The sequence below is a fragment of the Flavobacterium sp. Root420 genome (assembly GCF_001427905.1).
GTDB lineage: Bacteria > Bacteroidota > Bacteroidia > Flavobacteriales > Flavobacteriaceae > Flavobacterium.
This window is the reverse complement of record NZ_LMEF01000001.1, coordinates 379,469-397,781: the sequence shown is the minus strand read 5'-3', so window position 1 is coordinate 397,781 and position 18,313 is coordinate 379,469. Positions and strand designations below refer to the sequence as shown.

General features: G+C 32.8%; 18 protein-coding genes. 10 read left to right on the top strand and 8 right to left on the bottom strand.

Annotated elements, in window-relative coordinates:
* Positions 1-6: 6 nt before the first annotated feature.
* The 4 genes from ASC72_RS01775 (at position 7) to ASC72_RS01760 (ending at position 1,684) form a co-directional block, all read left to right on the top strand.
* Positions 7-597, top strand: coding sequence for a TetR/AcrR family transcriptional regulator (locus ASC72_RS01775; protein ID WP_056185783.1), 591 nt, complete (start codon positions 7-9; stop codon positions 595-597).
* A 69-nt stretch (positions 598-666) separates the two neighbouring features.
* Complete coding sequence (locus tag ASC72_RS01770) at positions 667-1,125, top strand: hypothetical protein (protein ID WP_056185780.1); 459 nt, start codon at positions 667-669, stop codon at positions 1,123-1,125.
* 7 nt (positions 1,126-1,132) lie between these two features.
* Positions 1,133-1,441 (top strand): DUF3817 domain-containing protein, encoded by a 309-nt coding sequence (locus ASC72_RS01765; RefSeq protein WP_056185777.1) that lies wholly within the window; start codon positions 1,133-1,135, stop codon positions 1,439-1,441.
* Positions 1,442-1,477: 36 nt separating this feature from the next.
* A complete protein-coding gene (locus tag ASC72_RS01760; protein WP_056185773.1) occupies positions 1,478-1,684 on the top strand; it encodes a hypothetical protein in 207 nt (68 codons plus the stop codon).
* A 79-nt stretch (positions 1,685-1,763) separates the two neighbouring features.
* On the opposite strand, the gene lpxD is transcribed toward ASC72_RS01760, so the two are convergent.
* From lpxD to prfB, 3 genes are all read right to left on the bottom strand, one after another.
* Entirely contained in the window at positions 1,764-2,762 is a 999-nt protein-coding gene (lpxD, locus tag ASC72_RS01755; RefSeq protein ID WP_056185770.1) for a UDP-3-O-(3-hydroxymyristoyl)glucosamine N-acyltransferase, read from the bottom strand.
* A gap of 605 nt (positions 2,763-3,367) precedes the next feature.
* The gene (msrB, locus tag ASC72_RS01750) at positions 3,368-3,814 is read right to left on the bottom strand and encodes a peptide-methionine (R)-S-oxide reductase MsrB (protein WP_056185767.1); all 447 of its coding nucleotides are present in this window, start codon (positions 3,812-3,814) and stop codon (positions 3,368-3,370) included.
* Positions 3,815-3,900: 86 nt separating this feature from the next.
* Positions 3,901-4,999 (bottom strand): peptide chain release factor 2 gene (prfB, locus tag ASC72_RS01745; RefSeq protein WP_117595755.1). Its coding sequence is split into 2 segments (ribosomal slippage): positions 3,901-4,935 and positions 4,937-4,999, totalling 1,098 coding nucleotides; the frame shifts between segments, so codons are not numbered across the junction.
* 151 nt (positions 5,000-5,150) lie between these two features.
* On the opposite strand from prfB, the gene ASC72_RS01740 reads away from it, so the two are divergent.
* The gene (locus ASC72_RS01740; protein ID WP_056185764.1) at positions 5,151-6,170 is read left to right on the top strand and encodes a low specificity L-threonine aldolase; all 1,020 of its coding nucleotides are present in this window, start codon (positions 5,151-5,153) and stop codon (positions 6,168-6,170) included.
* A 97-nt stretch (positions 6,171-6,267) separates the two neighbouring features.
* Here ASC72_RS01740 and ASC72_RS01735 read toward each other — a convergent pair whose 3' ends face one another.
* Positions 6,268-6,588, bottom strand: coding sequence for a YbaB/EbfC family nucleoid-associated protein (locus ASC72_RS01735; RefSeq protein WP_026982166.1), 321 nt, complete (start codon positions 6,586-6,588; stop codon positions 6,268-6,270).
* A 142-nt stretch (positions 6,589-6,730) separates the two neighbouring features.
* Here ASC72_RS01735 and ASC72_RS01730 point away from each other — a divergent pair, with 142 nt between their 5' ends.
* The 3 genes from ASC72_RS01730 (at position 6,731) to ASC72_RS01720 (ending at position 11,148) form a co-directional block, all read left to right on the top strand.
* Positions 6,731-8,791, top strand: a complete 2,061-nt coding sequence (locus tag ASC72_RS01730; protein WP_056185760.1) for a S9 family peptidase — start codon at positions 6,731-6,733, stop codon at positions 8,789-8,791.
* A gap of 71 nt (positions 8,792-8,862) precedes the next feature.
* Complete coding sequence (locus tag ASC72_RS01725) at positions 8,863-9,903, top strand: PLP-dependent cysteine synthase family protein (protein ID WP_056186848.1); 1,041 nt, start codon at positions 8,863-8,865, stop codon at positions 9,901-9,903.
* A gap of 336 nt (positions 9,904-10,239) precedes the next feature.
* Positions 10,240-11,148, top strand: coding sequence for a LamG domain-containing protein (locus ASC72_RS01720; RefSeq protein WP_056185757.1), 909 nt, complete (start codon positions 10,240-10,242; stop codon positions 11,146-11,148).
* Positions 11,149-11,260: 112 nt separating this feature from the next.
* On the opposite strand, the gene ASC72_RS01715 is transcribed toward ASC72_RS01720, so the two are convergent.
* Entirely contained in the window at positions 11,261-11,452 is a 192-nt protein-coding gene (locus ASC72_RS01715; protein ID WP_056185754.1) for a hypothetical protein, read from the bottom strand.
* A gap of 409 nt (positions 11,453-11,861) precedes the next feature.
* On the opposite strand from ASC72_RS01715, the gene ASC72_RS01710 reads away from it, so the two are divergent.
* Both ASC72_RS01710 and ASC72_RS01705 read left to right on the top strand, forming a co-directional pair.
* Positions 11,862-12,767 (top strand): LamG domain-containing protein, encoded by a 906-nt coding sequence (locus tag ASC72_RS01710; RefSeq protein ID WP_056185752.1) that lies wholly within the window; start codon positions 11,862-11,864, stop codon positions 12,765-12,767.
* 148 nt (positions 12,768-12,915) lie between these two features.
* Complete coding sequence (locus ASC72_RS01705) at positions 12,916-13,671, top strand: hypothetical protein (RefSeq protein WP_056185749.1); 756 nt, start codon at positions 12,916-12,918, stop codon at positions 13,669-13,671.
* A 52-nt stretch (positions 13,672-13,723) separates the two neighbouring features.
* Here ASC72_RS01705 and ASC72_RS01700 read toward each other — a convergent pair whose 3' ends face one another.
* The 3 genes from ASC72_RS01700 to gcvT all read right to left on the bottom strand — a co-directional run bounded on the left by ASC72_RS01700 (position 13,724) and on the right by gcvT (position 18,063).
* The gene (locus tag ASC72_RS01700; protein WP_007811539.1) at positions 13,724-14,437 is read right to left on the bottom strand and encodes a YebC/PmpR family DNA-binding transcriptional regulator; all 714 of its coding nucleotides are present in this window, start codon (positions 14,435-14,437) and stop codon (positions 13,724-13,726) included.
* 335 nt (positions 14,438-14,772) lie between these two features.
* Positions 14,773-16,803, bottom strand: coding sequence for a S41 family peptidase (locus ASC72_RS01695; protein ID WP_056185747.1), 2,031 nt, complete (start codon positions 16,801-16,803; stop codon positions 14,773-14,775).
* 177 nt (positions 16,804-16,980) lie between these two features.
* Positions 16,981-18,063, bottom strand: a complete 1,083-nt coding sequence (gene gcvT / locus ASC72_RS01690; RefSeq protein WP_056185744.1) for a glycine cleavage system aminomethyltransferase GcvT — start codon at positions 18,061-18,063, stop codon at positions 16,981-16,983.
* Between the last annotated feature and the right edge of the window lie 250 nt (positions 18,064-18,313).

Sequence of the window (18,313 nt, the reverse complement as noted above, 5' to 3'; positions counted from 1 at the left end):
TTTTTTATGTCAAAAGCAGCAAATACAAGGCTCACAATTCTTCAAAAAGCATTTGAGTTGATTTATACAAAAGGATATCAAACCACAAGTATTGATGATATTATTGCGACAACTCAAGTTACGAAAGGTGCTTTTTATTATCATTTTAAAACTAAAGATGAAATGGGAGTTGCTATTATTGAGGAGATTTTGAAACCCACAATGTTGGAAAGCTTTATAAAACCAATTGAAAATTCACAAAATCCAGTTACCGATTTATACAATATGATTTCTTATTTATTGCTTGAAGATCCTTTTTTACACGTAAAATATGGTTGCCCTGTTGGGAATTTGACTCAGGAAATGACGCCTTGGAACAATCAGTTCAGTCAGGCTTTATCTCAACTTGTGGATCAATGGATGACCACAATTGAAAAGGCAATTTTAAACGGTCAGACTTCTGGCCTAATCAGAAAAGATATAAACGGCAAACAAGTTGGTTTTTTTATTATGTCTGGATATTGGGGAATACGAAATTTCGGAAAACTTCAGAATGATAAATCCTGTTATGTTGCTTATTTAAAAGAGTTTAAAAACTACTTAAACAGTTTGAGATAAATTCGTATTTCAAAAACATACTAATTAGTATGTTTTTGAATATATTTGCATTGTCTTAATCAAAAAACAATGTATCAATCACTTTTATTCAGCCATTCTATTTTGCGGTGGTTTGTGTTAGCAAGCTTATTTTACTCCTTGTATAAAGCTTACAAAGGATATTCATCAAAACTTCCTTTTACCAAAACAGACAATGCTGTTCGGCATTGGACAGCAACAATTGCACATATTCAGCTCATTTTTGGAATTCTTATTTATGTACAAAGTCCGATAGTGAAATACTTTTGGAAAAATTTTAAAGCAGGAATTGAAAATCCGGAAATTGCCTTTTTCGGAATACTCCATATTCTCTTAATGTTGATTGCCATTGTTTTAATCACTATTGGCTCGGCTTTAGCCAAAAGAAAACTTAATGACAGCGATAAATTTAAAACGATGTTATTATGGTTTTCTCTTGCCTTAATTATCATTTTTATTGCCATTCCGTGGCCTTTTTCACCTTTAGCAAACAGACCTTATTTTAGATAATATTCTTATGAAAAACTTACTACAAACGAATACCGGAAGATTACGAATCATAGGATTTTTAGAAGGAACCTCTTTATTAGTATTGTTATTTATTGCCATGCCATTAAAATATATTTTTGGAATGCCATTTTTAACAAGACCAGTAGGAACACTTCATGGCGCTTTATTTTTACTTTTTATTTTTAATACTTTAAGTGTAGGAGTAGAGCAAAACTGGAAATTTAAAGACACGACATGGAAAGTGCTTTTAGCATGTGTAATTCCTTTCGGAACCTTTTATATTGATACCAGAATTTTAAGTAAAATAAAGGCATAGTCTCAAATATTAAATCAATTCAAAAAGAAATCAAAAATGGTTTTAGTGTTTAAAACAAATGTGGATTCTCTTTCAAAAGTAAAGCGAATTACTCCAAAATTGAACAGTTTATTTCCGAAAGCAAAGTGGAATTTTGATCTTGAAGATTGTGATCGTATTTTACGTTTTGAATCTGATAATGATGTTATGAAGGAAATCCTTCTTCTGATGAAAGTGTTAGGCTTTAAATGTGAAGCTTTATAATAGCCTTTGTAATTGTTGGGAGATGAGCATAAAAAAACCAGAAGTTAACTTCTGGTTTTTTTATAAATATGTTTTTCGATTATTTTTTAGAATCACAAACCATTCGTTTTAAAATGGCCCATTGTTTTAAAGCATCTCGTGCTTCAACTGCAGGATAACCTAACATTGTTTTCCCGGCAGGAACATCTCCTGTTACACCTGAACCAGCTCCAATAACAGCACCATCTCCAATAGAGGTATGATCTTTTATAGAAGCACTTCCGCCAATGATTACGCCATTTCCTAAAGTTACAGAACCAGCCAAACCACTATTTCCGGCCATAATACAAAATTTACCTAATTTACTATTATGTCCAATTTGAACTAAATTATCAATTTTGCACCCATCTCCAAGAATAGTTGAGCTGAATTTTCCACGGTCAACACAAGTATTTGCTCCAATTTCAACTCCGTTTCCAATAATTACGTTTCCGATTTGTGGAATTTTTACTAGTCCTTTTTCTTTGCAAGGACGAAATCCAAAACCATCTGCTCCAATTGTTGCATTTGGATGAATAATACAATCACTACCAATATGACAACGCTCACGAACAACTGTTCCTGACCAGATAATTGTATTTTTTCCGATAGTGCATTCATCTAAAATAGTCACATTTGGATATAATGTAGTATTGGCACCAATTTCAACATTTGGACCAATATAACAACCTGCACCAATTCTGGCTCCTTCACCAATTATTGCGGTTTCATCGATTGTGGCAGTTCTATGAATATTTGTATGAAAGATTGGAGTAGGCGGGGCAAAAAGCGCTAAAATTTGAGACATCGCTAAATCGGCATTTTTTACTTTAATAAAGGCGCGATTTTCTCCAGGCTCTATAGAAATATCTTCGTTAACAACTGCAATAGATGCATTTGAAGTCGACCAATATTTTTCATATTTTTTGTTCCCTATAAATGAAATTTCTGAAGTAGTGGCTTTTTCTAGTTGCTCTGTTGCGGTTACGCTTTGCGAAGTAGTGCCGTAAATTACGCCATTTATAACTTCATTGATTTCGTGAATTGAATAGGATTTCATTGAATAAATTTAATTGACTTGGGGGTTTATTTTTGCCAAATAAAATCAATTACATTTGAATTACCTAATCTTATTTTGAAGTTTTTTATGTACTGTTTAAAATAATAGTTTAAATATTACAATTTTAACATTAAATCTATTAAAAATTTAACAGTTTTTGAATTTACAATGGATTGTTCTTTTTTTAATAACAACGAATTTAAAGCCATAAGATTCTGATTTTCAGGAAATAAATATTCTAAAAATAGCGTCTATTAAATATGGAAATAGCACTTTTTATTCTAAGGAAACGAATATAAAGGTCTGAAATCGAAATTATAACTATGGATATCTTAAAAAAACAACTCGAACGTGTTGGAAAAATGATGCTACATAATTGTGAAATTTTGCAGATTGAAATTTTTATATATTGGCAATCAGGTAGTTTTGTGTGAAATTATCAGGCTAATTTTGAAATTGGATAGTATTAGTAAGATAATATTTAAAATTAGAAATATTCAGCTCTGAAAATAATCAGTTAATTTGCTTTAAATTAATGAATTAAGTAAAAAAGCGATTCGCTTTTAATTAAAAGGAATCGCTTTTTTAAAATAAATAAAATTAATTTATTCTTTTATTTTAGATAATGAAATAGCATTAATACAATATCGCAAACCACTTGGCTCCGGGCCATCAGGGAAGACATGCCCGAGATGCGCATCACAGGTATTACAAACTACTTCAACACGAATCATTCCGTATGATTTGTCAGCATTATAAGCAATTGCATTTTCTTTGATTGGTTGCGTAAAAGAAGGCCAGCCAGTTCCTGATTCAAATTTTTCAGAAGCATCAAAAAGCAATGTGCCACAGCATTTACATTCGTAAATTCCCGGATCAAATAAACTACATAACTCAGAACTAAAAGATCTTTCAGTACCTTTTAAACGTGTTACCTGATATTCTTCCGGAGTTAAGATCTGTTTCCATTCTTCTTCCGTTTTCTCCACTTTTTTTTCTGGAGTTGGATTTCCTTTATTTGTATATCGAATAATATCTGCCCATTTTATCATAACTTCTTTATTTAGTTTTCAGTCGCAGTCTCAGTTTTCAGTCTCTATAAAACTGAGACTGCGACTGAAAACTGCGACTAAAAAAATTATTCTTCTTCCTTCTGTCCCATCATCATTAAAAATGCTTTTAAGAATGGATCAATATTTCCGTTCATTACGCCATCAACATCGCTGGTTTCGTAACCGGTACGAACATCTTTAACCAATTTATAAGGCTGCATTACATAATTACGTATTTGCGATCCCCATTCGATTTTCATTTTTCCGGCTTCGATATCGGCACGTTGTGCTTGTTGTTTCTTCAATTCAATTTCATACAATTGAGAACGTAACATTTGCATGGCACGTTGTCTGTTGTCCTGTTGAGATCTTGTTTCGGAACACTGAATCTGAATTCCGGTTGGTTTGTGTACCAGTTGTACTTTGGTCTCCACTTTATTTACGTTTTGTCCTCCGGCACCACTAGAGCGGGAAGTTGTAATTTCGATATCGGCAGGATTAATGTCAATTTCAATACTGTCATCAACAAGCGGATACACATAAACTGATACAAACGAAGTATGACGTTTTGCATTACTGTCAAAAGGCGAAATTCGGACTAAACGATGTACGCCATTTTCTCCTTTTAAATAACCAAAAGAATAATCTCCTTCAAACTCTAACGTTACGGTTTTAATACCGGCAACCTCACCTTCCTGAAAGTTCAGTTCTTTTATTTTATAGCCATAGCTTTCGCCCCACATCATGTACATGCGCATTAGCATTCCGGCCCAGTCGCAACTTTCAGTTCCACCTGCTCCGGCAGTAATTTGAACAACGGCACTTAAACTGTCTCCTTCATCAGAAAGCATGTTTTTGAACTCGATGTTTTCAATATGCTCCTGAGTTGTTTTGTAATGCATGTCTAATTCTTCTGCAGAAAGCTCTCCTTCTTTATAAAAGTCATAAGCAAGCTGTAGTTCATCAGTAAGTTCGATGGCTTTGTTGTAATCTTCGATCCATTTTTTCTTGTTTCTAAGATTTTTTACAATGACTTCGGCTTCTTTTGCATTGTTCCAAAAGTCGGGTGCGAAGGTTTTTTCTTCTTCGTTGGCAATTTCGATTAGTTTGGCATCAACGTCAAAGATACCTCCTCAACGCACCAAGGCGCTCCACAATACCTTTTATTTGTTCGGTAGTTGTCATAAATTAATAGTAGTTTTATATGTTTTTTATAAATATTACGTTAATTTGGTTGTATGATAATTTGCTAGTTAAAATTTACTAAAACTTGCCGAGAATAACAAACAGTAATACGTAATTTTGTTGCACAAAAATAAGATATAGTTTTTAGAATATGGAAATAAATTTAATTAGCGATACCATTACCAAGCCAACACACGAAATGTTGCAGTATATGTTTAATGCTCAGGTTGGAGATGACGTATACAAGCAAGATCCGACAGTTATTGAGTTGGAGACTAGAGTAGCTGAATTTTTTGGTATGGAAGCCGGACTTTTTTTTCCATCTGGAACTATGGCAAACCAAACCGCAATTAAATTACATACACAGCCTGGAGAGCAATTGATTGCTGATAAATATGCACATGTTTATCATTATGAAGGAGGAGGCGTTTCTTTTAATAGCGGCGTATCTTGTTGTTTGTTGGATGGAGACAGAGGAATGATAAATGCGGCTCAGGTCGCTGCAGCAATTAATGATCCTGAATTTTATCATAGTCCGCTTACAAGTTTGGTTTGTGTAGAAAACACAACTAATAAAGGTGGTGGCGCCTGTTATGAATTAGAAGATTTAAGAGAAATAAAAAAAATTTGTGACACTCATAATTTGAAATTCCATTTGGATGGTGCCAGAATTTGGAATGCCTTAGTGGCTAAAAGACAAAATCCGAAGGAATTTGGAGCTATTTTCGATACCATTTCCGTTTGCTTATCAAAAGGATTGGGCGCTCCAATTGGTTCTATTTTATTGGGGAGCAAAGCTGATATTCACAGAGCGTTGAGAATCAGGAAGATATTGGGAGGAGGAATGCGTCAGGTTGGTTATTTGGCGGCAGCAGGATTGTATGCTTTAGCACATAATATTGAAAGGTTAGCCGAGGACCACAGAAGGGCTAAAGAAATTGCAGTAGTTTTAAGTACAAAACCATGGATCGCAGCAATTGAGCCTGTAGAAACTAATATTTTGATTTTTTCATTAGCCGAAGGTTACAGCGACCAACTTTTAATCGAAAAATTAAAACAGAAAAATATTTTAATTAGCGCACTTGGACACAACAAACTTCGAATTGTAACGCATTTAGATTACAAAGAAGTAATGCATACGTATGTGATAGAAACGCTTCAAAAGTTTTAGAAGAGGTGCAAAGAAGCAAAGGTTCAAAGGGAGAAAGATTTTTATTCGCATTAGAAAAACCTTTGTCCCTTTGAGCCTTTTTTTAAACCTTTGAACCTTACTTAAAAAGATTATCCATTCCCGGAATCATAGGCATATCCATTTTGGCAACGGCATCCAGTTCTCTTTCGTTTACGTTTGTTGCTTTTTCAATAGCTTTATTTAAGGTTACAATTAAGTAGTCTTCCAGTTGTTCTTTGTCTTCTAATAAAGAATCATCAATAGAGATTGATGTAACTTTTCTATTAGCAGTTAATGTCACTTTCAATAATCCGTCAGCGCTTTGTTCATCGATTAAAACAGTATCTAAACGCTTTTTTGTATCTTCAATTTTTTGTTGGGTTTCTTTAAGTTTACCCATCATTCCCATTAAATCCATTTTGTTGATTTTTAAATTATTTCAGACAAAATTAGTATATTGCTGTATTAAATCAATATAATATTTTATGAAAATATTAATTCTGTTCTGTTGTGTTTATAGTATTTTTGCCTCGTCTTATATAAAAATTAATGCTTAATCAATGCAAAACGATATAACGGCTCCACAGGCCAAAGTAATTCCAAAATCCTTAAAAAAACATAAAGAAACCCGAATCGATAATTATTTTTGGCTCAACGACAGAGAAAACCCCGAAGTTATTGATTATCTAAATCAGGAGAATGCTTATTATGAAAACATGACTTCGCATACAAAAGAGCTACAGGCATCTTTGTACGAAGAAATGAAGGGCAGAATCAAAGAAGATGATTCATCTGTGCCTTATTTTTATAATGGCTACTATTATATTACCCGATTTGAAACTGGACAGGATTATCCGATTTTTTCAAGAAAAAAAGGAAGCCTTTCTACTGATGAGGAAATTATGTTCAACTGCAATGAAATGGCAGAAGGACATGCTTACTTTAAATTAGGAGGTTTAAGTATTAGTCCGGACAACAAATTTGCAAGTTTTGGACTTGATCTTGTTGGGAGAAGAATTTATACCATTCAGATTAAAAATTTAGAAACAAACGAAATTCTGTCCGATAAAATTGAAAATGCAACCGGAGGATCTGTTTGGGCAAATGACAATAAAACTATTTTTTATGTCAGACAAGATGAAGTTACTCTGCGATCTGATAAAGTTTTCAGACATAAAATAAATAGCGATTCTGCAACTGATGTTTTGGTTTTTGATGAAACCGACGATACTTTTAATGTTTCTATCAGTAAAGAAAAATCAAGAAAATATATTGTAATTGGTTCAGGAAGCACTTTAACAACCGAATACAGAATTTTGAATTCAGATAACCCGGATGGAGAATTCGAAGTATTCCAGAAGCGTGTACGTGGTTTAGAATACAGTATCTCTCATTTTGAAGATTCGTTTTATATTTTAACGAATAAAGATAAGGCAACCAATTTTAAGTTGATGAAAACGCCTGAAAACAAAACTGCAAAAAAATATTGGACAGATCTTATTCCGCATCGTGAAGATGTTTTGCTGGAAGATATCGAAATCTTTAAAAATTATTTAGTTGTAGAGGAGCGTTCCAACGGATTGAATCATATTCGAATCATGCCCTGGAATGGCGAACCTGATTATTATTTACCTTTCGGGAGCGAAACTTACAACGCTTATACCACAACTAATATTGATTTTGACACTGATGTTTTGCGTTACAGCTACCAATCGCTTGCAACGCCTTCATCTGTTATTGATTTTAATATGAAAACTAAAACCAAGGAAATTTTAAAAGAACAACAGGTTTTAGGAGGAAAATTTGATAAAGAAAATTACGTTGAAGAACGTGTTTGGGCAACCGCAAGAGATGGAGTTAAGGTGCCAATTTCGATGATTTATAGAAAAGGATTAGAGAAAAATGGAAAGAATCCGTTGTTGCTTTATGCATATGGTTCGTACGGAATCACAATGGATACTTATTTTTCGTCGACAAGACTTTCGTTGTTAGACCGCGGATTTGTTTACGCCATCGCGCATATTAGAGGAGGAGAAGACTTAGGAAGACAATGGTATGAAGACGGAAAACTGTTAAAAAAGAAAAATACCTTTACAGATTTCATCGATTGCTCTAAATTTGTAATTAACGAAAAATTTACTTCTTCTGAACATTTATATGCAGAAGGAGGTTCTGCAGGAGGACTTTTGATGGGAGTTATCATAAATGAAGCCCCTCAATTGTATAACGGAGTGATCGCTCAGGTACCTTTTGTAGATGTAATAACAACAATGCTTGACGATAGTATTCCGTTGACAACCGGAGAATATGATGAATGGGGAAACCCAAACAATAAGAAATATTATGATTACATGTTATCATATTCACCATATGATAATGTAAAAGCACAAAAATATCCTAACATGTATGTTTCCACCGGATTACATGATTCACAAGTACAGTATTGGGAACCTGCAAAATGGGTTGCCAAGTTGAGAAATATGAAAACAAATGACAACCTTTTGTTTTTAGATACCAATATGGATGCTGGACATGGTGGTGCTTCAGGAAGATTTGAAGCTTTAAAAGACTTAGCAAAAGAATTTAGTTTTTTATTAGATTTAGAGAAAATTAAAAGCTAATTAGAAATTTTTTGTTAAATTTGCAACCTATCAGGGGTTATTTTGAAATGCCTTTGATTAACTATTTTTTTATGAAAGAAGAAATAAATGCTTATAATAATGTTTTAGAATTAATAGGTAACACCCCACTTATTAAGCTAAATAAAATCACCGAAGAGTTAGAAGGAAATTTCTACGCAAAGGTAGAAGCTTTTAATCCGGGACATTCCTCAAAAGATAGAATAGCGTTATATATTATTGAAGAAGCCGAGAAAAAAGGAATTCTTTCTCCAGGAGACACCATCATCGAAACTACATCTGGTAATACTGGTTTTAGTTTGGCAATGGTAAGCATTATTAAGGGCTACAACTGTATTTTGGCAGTAAGCTCTAAATCATCAAAAGACAAAATTGACATGTTGAGAAGTTTAGGTGCAAAAGTTTATGTTTGCCCGGCTCACGTTTCTGCTGATGATGAGAGGTCTTATTACAATGTAGCGAAACGTTTACACGAAGAAACTAAAGGTTCTGTTTATATCAATCAATATTTTAATCAGTTGAATATTGATGCACATTATAACTCTACAGGTCCTGAAATTTGGGAACAGACAAAAGGACAAATTACACATCTTATAGCATGCAGCGGAACAGGGGGAACTATCTCAGGAACTGCCAAATTCTTAAAAGAACAAAATCCAAATATTAGAATTTTAGGTGTTGATGCTTTTGGATCCGTATTAAAAAAATACCATGAAACAAGAGAATTTGACAACAAAGAGATTTATCCTTATCGTATTGAAGGTTTAGGGAAAAACTTAATTCCATCTGCTACGGATTTTGATATTATTGATAAATTCATGAAAGTAACCGACGAAGAGAGTGCACATTCTGCTAGAGAAATCACTCGTAAAGAAGGTTTATTTGTGGGATATACTTCAGGAGCAGTAATGCAGGCTATTAAACAATATGCTGAAGAAGGTGAGTTTACGAAGGATAGTAATATAGTTGCTATTTTTCCTGACCATGGATCTCGTTATATGAGTAAAGTGTTTAGCGATGACTGGATGAATGAACAAGGATTCTTTGATAGTATTAATGAAGAAGAAGTTCAAAAAATTGAATTTGTAAAATAAAAAGAATTATTCTTATAAATATAAAACTCCGGATATTCAATTATCCGGAGTTTTTTTTGATATAAGAATTAGGGAAATGTCTGATATTTACAAAGGGGGTATTTTGAAAATACCGTATTTATACGTAAGAAATTTTTATTTTTATTGCAGTAAATCTATTATTTTAATAGTATGTCTGAGAGTAAAATAAATATTATTAAGAGTTTGAATTAGTAGTTTTGGTTATTTCAACGGTTTTTTAGGTTCGTTGTCGGAAAAATTTCTGCTCAAATTCATTATAATATAGATTAGCAGTATTAAAAGGACGCATGTTTTTTTAATCCTAAATCTACTATTATGAAAAAGGTATTACTCGCAATGCTGTTTGTAAGTTTTTTGAATATTAATGCTCAAAATCCCATTCAGGAATTTACTTTTAACGGAACTTTAATTAATACAATGAATACAACTTCATTCTTGGGAGCAAATAATTTTGTTGCAGATAGAAACGGAGTTGCAAATAGTGCGCAGCGATTAGTTAATAAAGGTATGGAAGCGGTTCTACCAGACCTTCCTCAGGATAATAAAGCCAGAACTGTTACAATCTGGGTAAAACTGAATGATATTGCAAAAGCAAACTACATTTGGGGCTACGGAACAGCTTTTAATGCTCAATATTGTGGTTTATTACAGCAAGGTACTGCCTCTTCTGATTCTGATTTAAGTTTAGCAGGCTGGGGTGCTTCTAATGATGTTATTGTTTCTACCTCTTTATTGAAAAATACATGGTATCAATATAGTATTACTTTTGATGGTACAGTTTCTAAAATTTACCGGGATGGACAATTATTAAAATCAGTGAGTGGAATTAATCGTTCTACAAAAGGGACTATTTTTAGATTGGGTGAAATTAATACAACAGTAGGGATTAATGCTGATATCGACGATTTAAAGATCTATAATATTGCTATGACTGAGGAGCAAATTTTAGAAGATTACAACAGTTCTAAGACGGCAATTCTTACTGCAGAATCAGTAGCCTCAAAACCTGAAAAAAGTACAGAAAAGATAAAAGTTGCTTTAAAAACACCAGCTAATACAATTATTGCAGCAAGTGATATAAATGGAGTGACTAAAAATGTTGAGGTATATTCTCAAGGACAAAAGGTAGTGGGAGGCAATGCAACGAGTATTGGTGATCTGCCGGAAGGGACTTATTTATTGAAAATAACAAATAAGCCTTCAAATAAAATTACTTCAAAATAGAAACAAGAATTCGGTAGATAAAAATAGTTAGTTTTTTGTATTAGTAGAATTAATTTTGAATTAGTGAAGAAAGCCTTTTAACGTTAGATTTAAAAGGCTTTTTTTGTTTTTACTAGTGTTTTTTCTGTTGTCCAGGTGCGTAGGCTTTAGCACTTTTACTTCCTGACATTTTTTTTGCTTGTCCCGGTGGAACTTTGCCCGGTCCACTGCTATGTGTATGAACACTGCAGCTTACTACACTAATTACTACAAACAGAATAACCATAATTATTACTGCAACTTTTGTGTATTTTGATGTTTTCATGTTTTTTTTATTTTTTTTGAGGTGCTGCAAATATAATAGGAAATATGAGTTTTAAGAAGCTTTCTATTAGTTTAAAATCATTACAAACAAAGTGTGTTACAAGTATTTTTTTAGGATTTACCTTGTGGAGTTAAATTAATCAAACAATTGTTTTTTTTGTAAAAATGCTTTTACAAATGTATAGACACGGATATTATAAAAGTGTTAATATTATTATTTGAATAGGAATGCTGTAATAAAGTATTGTAATTGTTTGTCAAATTGAATTAAATTTATAGTTTTAACAAAATTTATAAAAGTATAAATAAATCTAATGGAAGGTTTTAAGTCATCAATTTTGATTATTTAAAATTTGATATAATCGAATGTTATTTATTCTTTTTTTAAACGCCTCAAAAATCCATAAAATATGAAGAGATTATTACTCGCTTTAATGTTTGTAAGTTTTTTAAATACAAATGCCCAAAATCCGGTTCAGGAATTCAATTTCAATGGGACTTTGAGTAATACCGCTAATACGATTTCCCTATTAGGTACACCGAACTTTGTACATGACAGAATGGGAATTGTTAAAGGAGCTCAAAGACTTACGAACAAAGTTTTGCAAGGAGTAATAGGAGATCTTCCACAAGATAATAAACCAAGATCAATATCTGTCTGGATAAAATTTAATACTACTGGTTCGATAAATTATATTTTAGGCTATGGCAGTACGGTTAATACGCAGTATTTTGGCTTATTACAGCAAGCTGCAGCTGCAGGAAATTCCGACGTAAGTTTACTGGGTTGGGGAGATGCTAATAATGTTGTAGTTTCAGCTCCTCTTCAAAAAGAAGTTTGGTATCAGTATAGTATTACTTATGACGGTACTGGTTCAAAAATATACCGTAATGGTGAATTATTAAAATCAGCTGACGGAATTCCACGCGCCACTAAAGGCTATATCCTGCGACTGGGACAATTAAATAATGCAATTGGCATCAATGCTGACATTGACGATCTAAAGATATATAACGTTGCCATGACGGGCGAGCAGGTTATGGAATCTTACAACAGTTCGAAACCAACCGGTGTAGCTGTAACTGAAACTGCTCAGGCTTCTGGGGCAGTAAAAAAAGTATCTGCGACACCAATTACAAAGGGTGCAGTTACGGCAAAAACTTCTACTTCTGCAACTGTACCAACAAATAATACACATGTTATTAAAACTGTTGAGGTTTTCTCGCAAGGGAGACAAATAATGGGAAGTAACGCTTCTAATATTGGCGATTTGCCAGAAGGAACTTATTTGATTAAAGTAACAAATAAGAAATAGTTTCAAATTTGGATAAGAATTTCTGTTGAAAACCGATGGATTAAAAAAGTTTAGAAATAAATCTAAGTTGTTCCCAACCTTTCTAAGCAAAACATACTCTATATAAGTAGTAATCATTTTGAATGATTTTAACTTAAAAAGATATAGTATGAAAAAGAAATTCACCTTAGAAATAGCTAATCCTTGTACTGAAAATTTTGATGAAATGATTCCTAATGCTAAAGGCTCGTTTTGTGATTCTTGTGCTAAAAATGTAATAGATTTTAGTAATAAAACGAATTCAGAAATAGCAAGAATCATACTAGAAAGCAAAGGAAAAAATATCTGTGCACGTCTAAAAACAACACAGTTGGAAGAAGAATTCGAATACAATGAATCTTCTAAAATCAATAACTTTAAATATGCTGCAATTGCTGCGTCGGTTTTATTAACCTCCACTGTGATAGGACAGGAAAAAACGCCAGTTGAAACTGAAATTAGTGTGCCAAAACTTGCCAATCATATTGTTGGTAAGATTGCCTTTAATGCAGAGCCTGAAGAAAAAATTTCGATTACGGTAAAAGGGAAAATATTAGATTCAAAAACAAATAGACCTTTAAATAATAAAACATATCCCAACTTAATGTTAACTATTAATGATTCTGCAACTCTATTTAAAGTAAATGCAAAAACAGGTAAATTTTCTGTTCCAATATTTGTTTTGAAAAGCACCAAATCTCTAATTATTGCTATTAAAAGCAATGATTATTATTTATCCAAAACAATCCCTTTCGATGTGAAATTAGTGAGAGAAAATGTTTTTTTGCAAGATATAAGTGTTGATACAGAGCAGGGCACTAAAGTTTATATGTTAGGCGGATTAGGAATTAATTATATCGATAGAAAAGGCATTAAAGAAATTTGATAAAAACAAAAAAAGCCCTGAAATTCCAGGGCTTTAGATATTAAAAAAAATATTACTCTTCTTTCATCGTATGATAAACGTTCATAACGTCATCATCTTCTTCAATTTTCTCGATTAATTTTTCAACGTCAGCGATTTGAGCTTCTGTTAATTCTTTGGTGATTTGTGGAATACGCTCAAAACCAGAAGATAAAATTTCTAAACCTCTGTTTTCTAGTTCTTTTTGTAAAGCTCCAAAGCTTCCAAAAGGAGCGTAGATTAAGATTCCGTCTTCGTCTTCGAAAACTTCTTCAGCACCAAAATCAATAAGTTCTAATTCTAATTCTTCCGGATCAAGATTACCTTTTGCAATTCTGAAGTTACAGGTATGGTCAAACATAAATTCAACAGAACCCTGAGTTCCCATTGTTCCGTTGCATTTGTTGAAATAACTACGGATATTTGCTACTGTTCTGTTATTATTGTCAGATGCTGTTTCAATCAAAATCGCAATTCCGTGAGGAGCATATCCTTCAAACAAAATTTCCTTATAGTTGGCAGTATCTTTATTACTTGCATTTTTTATCGCGCGCTCCACATTGTCCTTTGGCATGTTGGCGGCTTTTGCATTTTGTATTACAGCTCTTAATCTAGAATTGGCATCTGGGTTAGGTCCGCCTTCTTTAACAGCCATAACGATGTCTTTACCAATTCTGGTAAATGTTTTGGCCATTGCTGACCAACGTTTCATTTTTCTTCCTTTTCTAAATTCGAACGCTCTTCCCATTTCTAATTTTTAGTTTTGTGATGCAAAAATACGGTTATTCCTTATTTTTCCAAAATCAATCGTATTCTTTTTTAAATTATGTTCTTATGAAAATTTAACTGTGAATTTTAAAGACATCAGGCTGAATTTAACCGCAAGGTTCGCAAGGTTTTTACGCAAAGTCCGCAAAGGTCTGACTTGATAATTAATTGTGGAGCTCACAATATACTTTTTTAAAGTTGAAAACTTTGAAAAAGTATAAAATCTAAAATCTAAAATCTAAAATCTAAAATCTAAAATCTAAAATCTAAAATCTAAAATCTAAAATCTAAAATCTAAAATCTAAAATCTAAAATCTATTTAGAAGCATTAAACTCCGTAATAATATTCACGGCTTCATTCAGGTATGGATTTGTTTTAAGATTATTGATCTGGTACTGATTTATTGTTTTTTCAGTGGGGTAAACGCCTAGTAAAAATTGATTTACAGTAGAATTATAAACGTCCAGTGGATTGTTTTCATCATTAAAGGTGTTAATCTCCTTCCAAAGCGAATTCACTATTTTTTTCTGATTAAAAACGGCATCGATTGTCATCGGAATTTCTGATTTTGGAGTGTTTACCAATTGATCAATTTTTAGATTTATTTTTTTTACGTCGTTAAAAAAATAGTTATCAGCCAAACGAGCCGTACTATTTTCAGCAAGTTTATCAATTAAAGGACGTTTTACAAAAGGTTTGTATTTTAAAAAAGGCTGGATACTGTCGTTTTTAATAGCAGTCGGAAAATCACTTTCTTTTTGGTAAACACCCTCATAAAATTCAGGTACTATAACATCTGGAATAACTCCCACGTATTGATGACTTTTTCCCGTTACCCGATAAAATTTATTAATGGTGATTTTCAGGAAATCAGTATTTTTTTCTTCGTCAAGCGAAAGAATAGTTTGCATTGTGGCTTTACCAAGCGTAGTACTGCCCAATATTAAAGCGCGATTATAATCTTGTAATATTGAAGAAAAAAACTCGCTTGCCGAAGCTGTATTACTATTCACCAGCACTACGATTGGTCCCTTATAAATCATTCCTCTGTAAGGATCATTAATGACAGATGTACCTTGTTTATTGTCGACCACAATCGAAAGTGGCCCATAATCAACAAACATTCCGGCCAATTTAATGGCTTCTTCCATAGATCCGCCGCCATTATCAATTAAATCAATTACAAGACCTTTTATATTGTCGCGATCTAGTTTTATCACTTCTCGTGCAACATCATCGGCACAACCTTTTCGGCTGTTGCCATCCAGATCCGCATAAAAACTCGGAATTTTGATATAGCCAATTTTGCTCTCCTTGCCAACAATAAAACTAAAAACAGAGTTTTCTTCATCTTTCATGACTTGTTTTTCAATATAAACATCGAAACTTTTGCCCGAATTCCTTTTTAGCGTAAGGGTAATACTCTTATTTGATTCCGATAAAATCATGGTCGAAATAGATTCTAAAGAGGAGCAAGAGACTTGTAATGTATCTTTATGGTTGGAGATCGAAACAATCTGATCGCCTTTTTTTATTTGTCCTGTTTTAAAAGCCGGCCCGTTCGGATCTATTTCATCAATTATAATTTCGTTTTTCTCGTTCAAATTAACCGTCATTCCAAGTGATAAATGTTCCTTTGATAATGAAGCTACGAAGCTCGATTTAGAATCATTGCTAAAATAGGCCGTATGCGGGTCAAAATAGGTGCAAAATAAGTTGTATACTTTCTCCTCCAGATTTGTATTCGTCTCTAAAAGAGTATTGAACCGACAAATTTCATTGCTTAAAATAGTGGTTCTGGAAGCCAGTTCAATCGATTTGAAATTAGCTTTAATAGAATCCAAATTATCACTCCTTTCAGCCATATCATCTAAAATCTGATAGCGTAATTTCTTAAGCCAGACTTTTTCCAAATCTTCTTTTTTAAGATAAAAAGGAAATGATTTTTTATAAAACCGGATTGTATCTTTTTTTGTATAATCAATAGTTTCGGCCTGAATTTTTTCTAAAACGGCTTTAGTTCTGCGTAGTCCGTCTTTGTATTTATTAGAAATATCATCTGTAAAATTACAATCACCTTCCATAATCATATCATCTAAACTCACACGATATTTTTTGGATAATTCATCGTATTCCGTCTTAAAAAAAATATTTCTTGAAGGATCAAGTTCATTAATCAGATTATCAAATACAAAAATAGATAAGCTGTCATCAACTGGTTTTGGTCTAATATGTTCAGTTTGAATAAGTCGATTTATTTTGCTTAGAATTTCGCATGTGTTTGCGCTATTTTGACTAAATAGTGCGTTTGTAGTCATCAAAAAAAATAATAGTATTTTTTTCATAAATCGAAGATCTTCGTTTTAGTTTAAAATTACGCTTATTATTTTGATTAAAAGTTATATTTTTTCTAAAATCTCTTACATTTAAACGATTTGTTTTCGATGAAATGCACAATGAATTGTAACAAAAAATGCATCACTTTTCAGTAATGCATTTTCTTAATTATTAGGTCTTTAAAACTATTTCTTGTAAAAAGGCAATTTTACCACTTTCGCAGGAACATCATTTTTTCTGATTCTTATAAAAATAGCACTATCAACAGCGCTATTGCTTACCGTAACATATCCTAAACCAATACCTTTATTCATAGAAGGAGACATGGTTCCAGACGTTACAACACCAATTACAGCGCCAGAAGCATCAACAATTTCATAGTCATGTCTTGGTACTGCACGTTCCTGCATTTCAAAAGCAACTAATTTTTTAGTAACACCTTCTTCTTTTTGTTTTTTCAGATTTTCAGAATTCGTGAAATCTTTATTGAATTTTGTAATCCATCCTAAACCAGCTTCAAGAGGTGAAGTCGTATCATTAATATCATTTCCATACAAACAGAACCCCATTTCTAAACGTAAAGTATCACGAGCTGCAAGTCCAATTGGCTTAATTCCAAATGCTGCACCAGCTTCAAAAACTTTGTTCCAAATTTGCTCAACTTCACTGTTTTTACAATATATTTCAAATCCCCCAGAACCAGTATATCCTGTAGCTGAAATAATTACATGTTCAATTCCTGCAAAATCAGCTACTTCAAAATGATAATAAGCAATTGCTGATAAATCTATTGAAGATAGAGATTGCATGGCTTCAACCGCTTTTGGTCCCTGAATCGCCAGTAAAGAATAATCATCAGAAAGGTTTTTCATTTCAACACCCAAATCATTGTGCGATGAAATCCAGTTCCAGTCTTTTTCAATATTCGAGGCATTTACAACAAGCAAATATTGCTCTTCTTTCATTTTATACACAATCAAATCATCAACGATTCCGCCGTCATTGTTTGGCAAACACGAATATTGCGCTCTTCCAATAGTCAAAGTCGAAGCATCATTCGAAGTCACTTTCTGAATTAAAGCCAAAGCATTTGGTCCTGTCAGTAAAAATTCTCCCATATGCGAAACGTCAAAAACGCCCACGCTGTTACGAACTGTTTCGTGTTCAGCATTTATACCTTCATAAGTAATAGGCATATTATAACCGGCAAAAGGCAGCATTTTCGCTCCCAAACTCTCATGTATGTGCGTAAGCGCAGTATTTTTCATTGTGTAGTTTTATAAAAGTGAGTCGCAAATTTATTCAAAAAATATCGGAAATTAATAGTCTAAATTATAAATTTCGCAATATTTAGGAGCTATTCCAGCTTTCCATTAACATCCCGATAGCTATCGGGACATAAAAAAAGCAAAGTTTCTAATGTTCTAAAAAGAGCTTCTCCCGAAGCTTCGGGAGTCGCTTTTTTAAAACAAGAAACTTTTGCTTTTTTTACTCTGGGCTTTTCACTATAATCTGGGC

Coding starts and splice junctions, on each gene's coding strand:
- lpxD (WP_056185770.1), bottom strand. CDS start 2,762: ATGAAATCCTATTCAATTCACGAAATCAATGAAGTTATAAATGGCGTA.
- ASC72_RS01730 (WP_056185760.1), top strand. CDS start 6,731: ATGCAAAACGATATAACGGCTCCACAGGCCAAAGTAATTCCAAAATCC.
- gcvT (WP_056185744.1), bottom strand. CDS start 18,063: ATGAAAAATACTGCGCTTACGCACATACATGAGAGTTTGGGAGCGAAA.
- ASC72_RS01760 (WP_056185773.1), top strand. CDS start 1,478: ATGGTTTTAGTGTTTAAAACAAATGTGGATTCTCTTTCAAAAGTAAAG.
- ASC72_RS01775 (WP_056185783.1), top strand. CDS start 7: ATGTCAAAAGCAGCAAATACAAGGCTCACAATTCTTCAAAAAGCATTT.
- ASC72_RS01700 (WP_007811539.1), bottom strand. CDS start 14,437: ATGGGAAGAGCGTTCGAATTTAGAAAAGGAAGAAAAATGAAACGTTGG.
- ASC72_RS01765 (WP_056185777.1), top strand. CDS start 1,133: ATGAAAAACTTACTACAAACGAATACCGGAAGATTACGAATCATAGGA.
- ASC72_RS01695 (WP_056185747.1), bottom strand. CDS start 16,803: ATGAAAAAAATACTATTATTTTTTTTGATGACTACAAACGCACTATTT.
- ASC72_RS01735 (WP_026982166.1), bottom strand. CDS start 6,588: ATGGATTTAATGGGAATGATGGGTAAACTTAAAGAAACCCAACAAAAA.
- ASC72_RS01770 (WP_056185780.1), top strand. CDS start 667: ATGTATCAATCACTTTTATTCAGCCATTCTATTTTGCGGTGGTTTGTG.
- ASC72_RS01705 (WP_056185749.1), top strand. CDS start 12,916: ATGAAAAAGAAATTCACCTTAGAAATAGCTAATCCTTGTACTGAAAAT.
- ASC72_RS01725 (WP_056186848.1), top strand. CDS start 8,863: ATGAAAGAAGAAATAAATGCTTATAATAATGTTTTAGAATTAATAGGT.
- msrB (WP_056185767.1), bottom strand. CDS start 3,814: ATGATAAAATGGGCAGATATTATTCGATATACAAATAAAGGAAATCCA.
- ASC72_RS01720 (WP_056185757.1), top strand. CDS start 10,240: ATGAAAAAGGTATTACTCGCAATGCTGTTTGTAAGTTTTTTGAATATT.
- ASC72_RS01740 (WP_056185764.1), top strand. CDS start 5,151: ATGGAAATAAATTTAATTAGCGATACCATTACCAAGCCAACACACGAA.
- ASC72_RS01710 (WP_056185752.1), top strand. CDS start 11,862: ATGAAGAGATTATTACTCGCTTTAATGTTTGTAAGTTTTTTAAATACA.
- ASC72_RS01715 (WP_056185754.1), bottom strand. CDS start 11,452: ATGAAAACATCAAAATACACAAAAGTTGCAGTAATAATTATGGTTATT.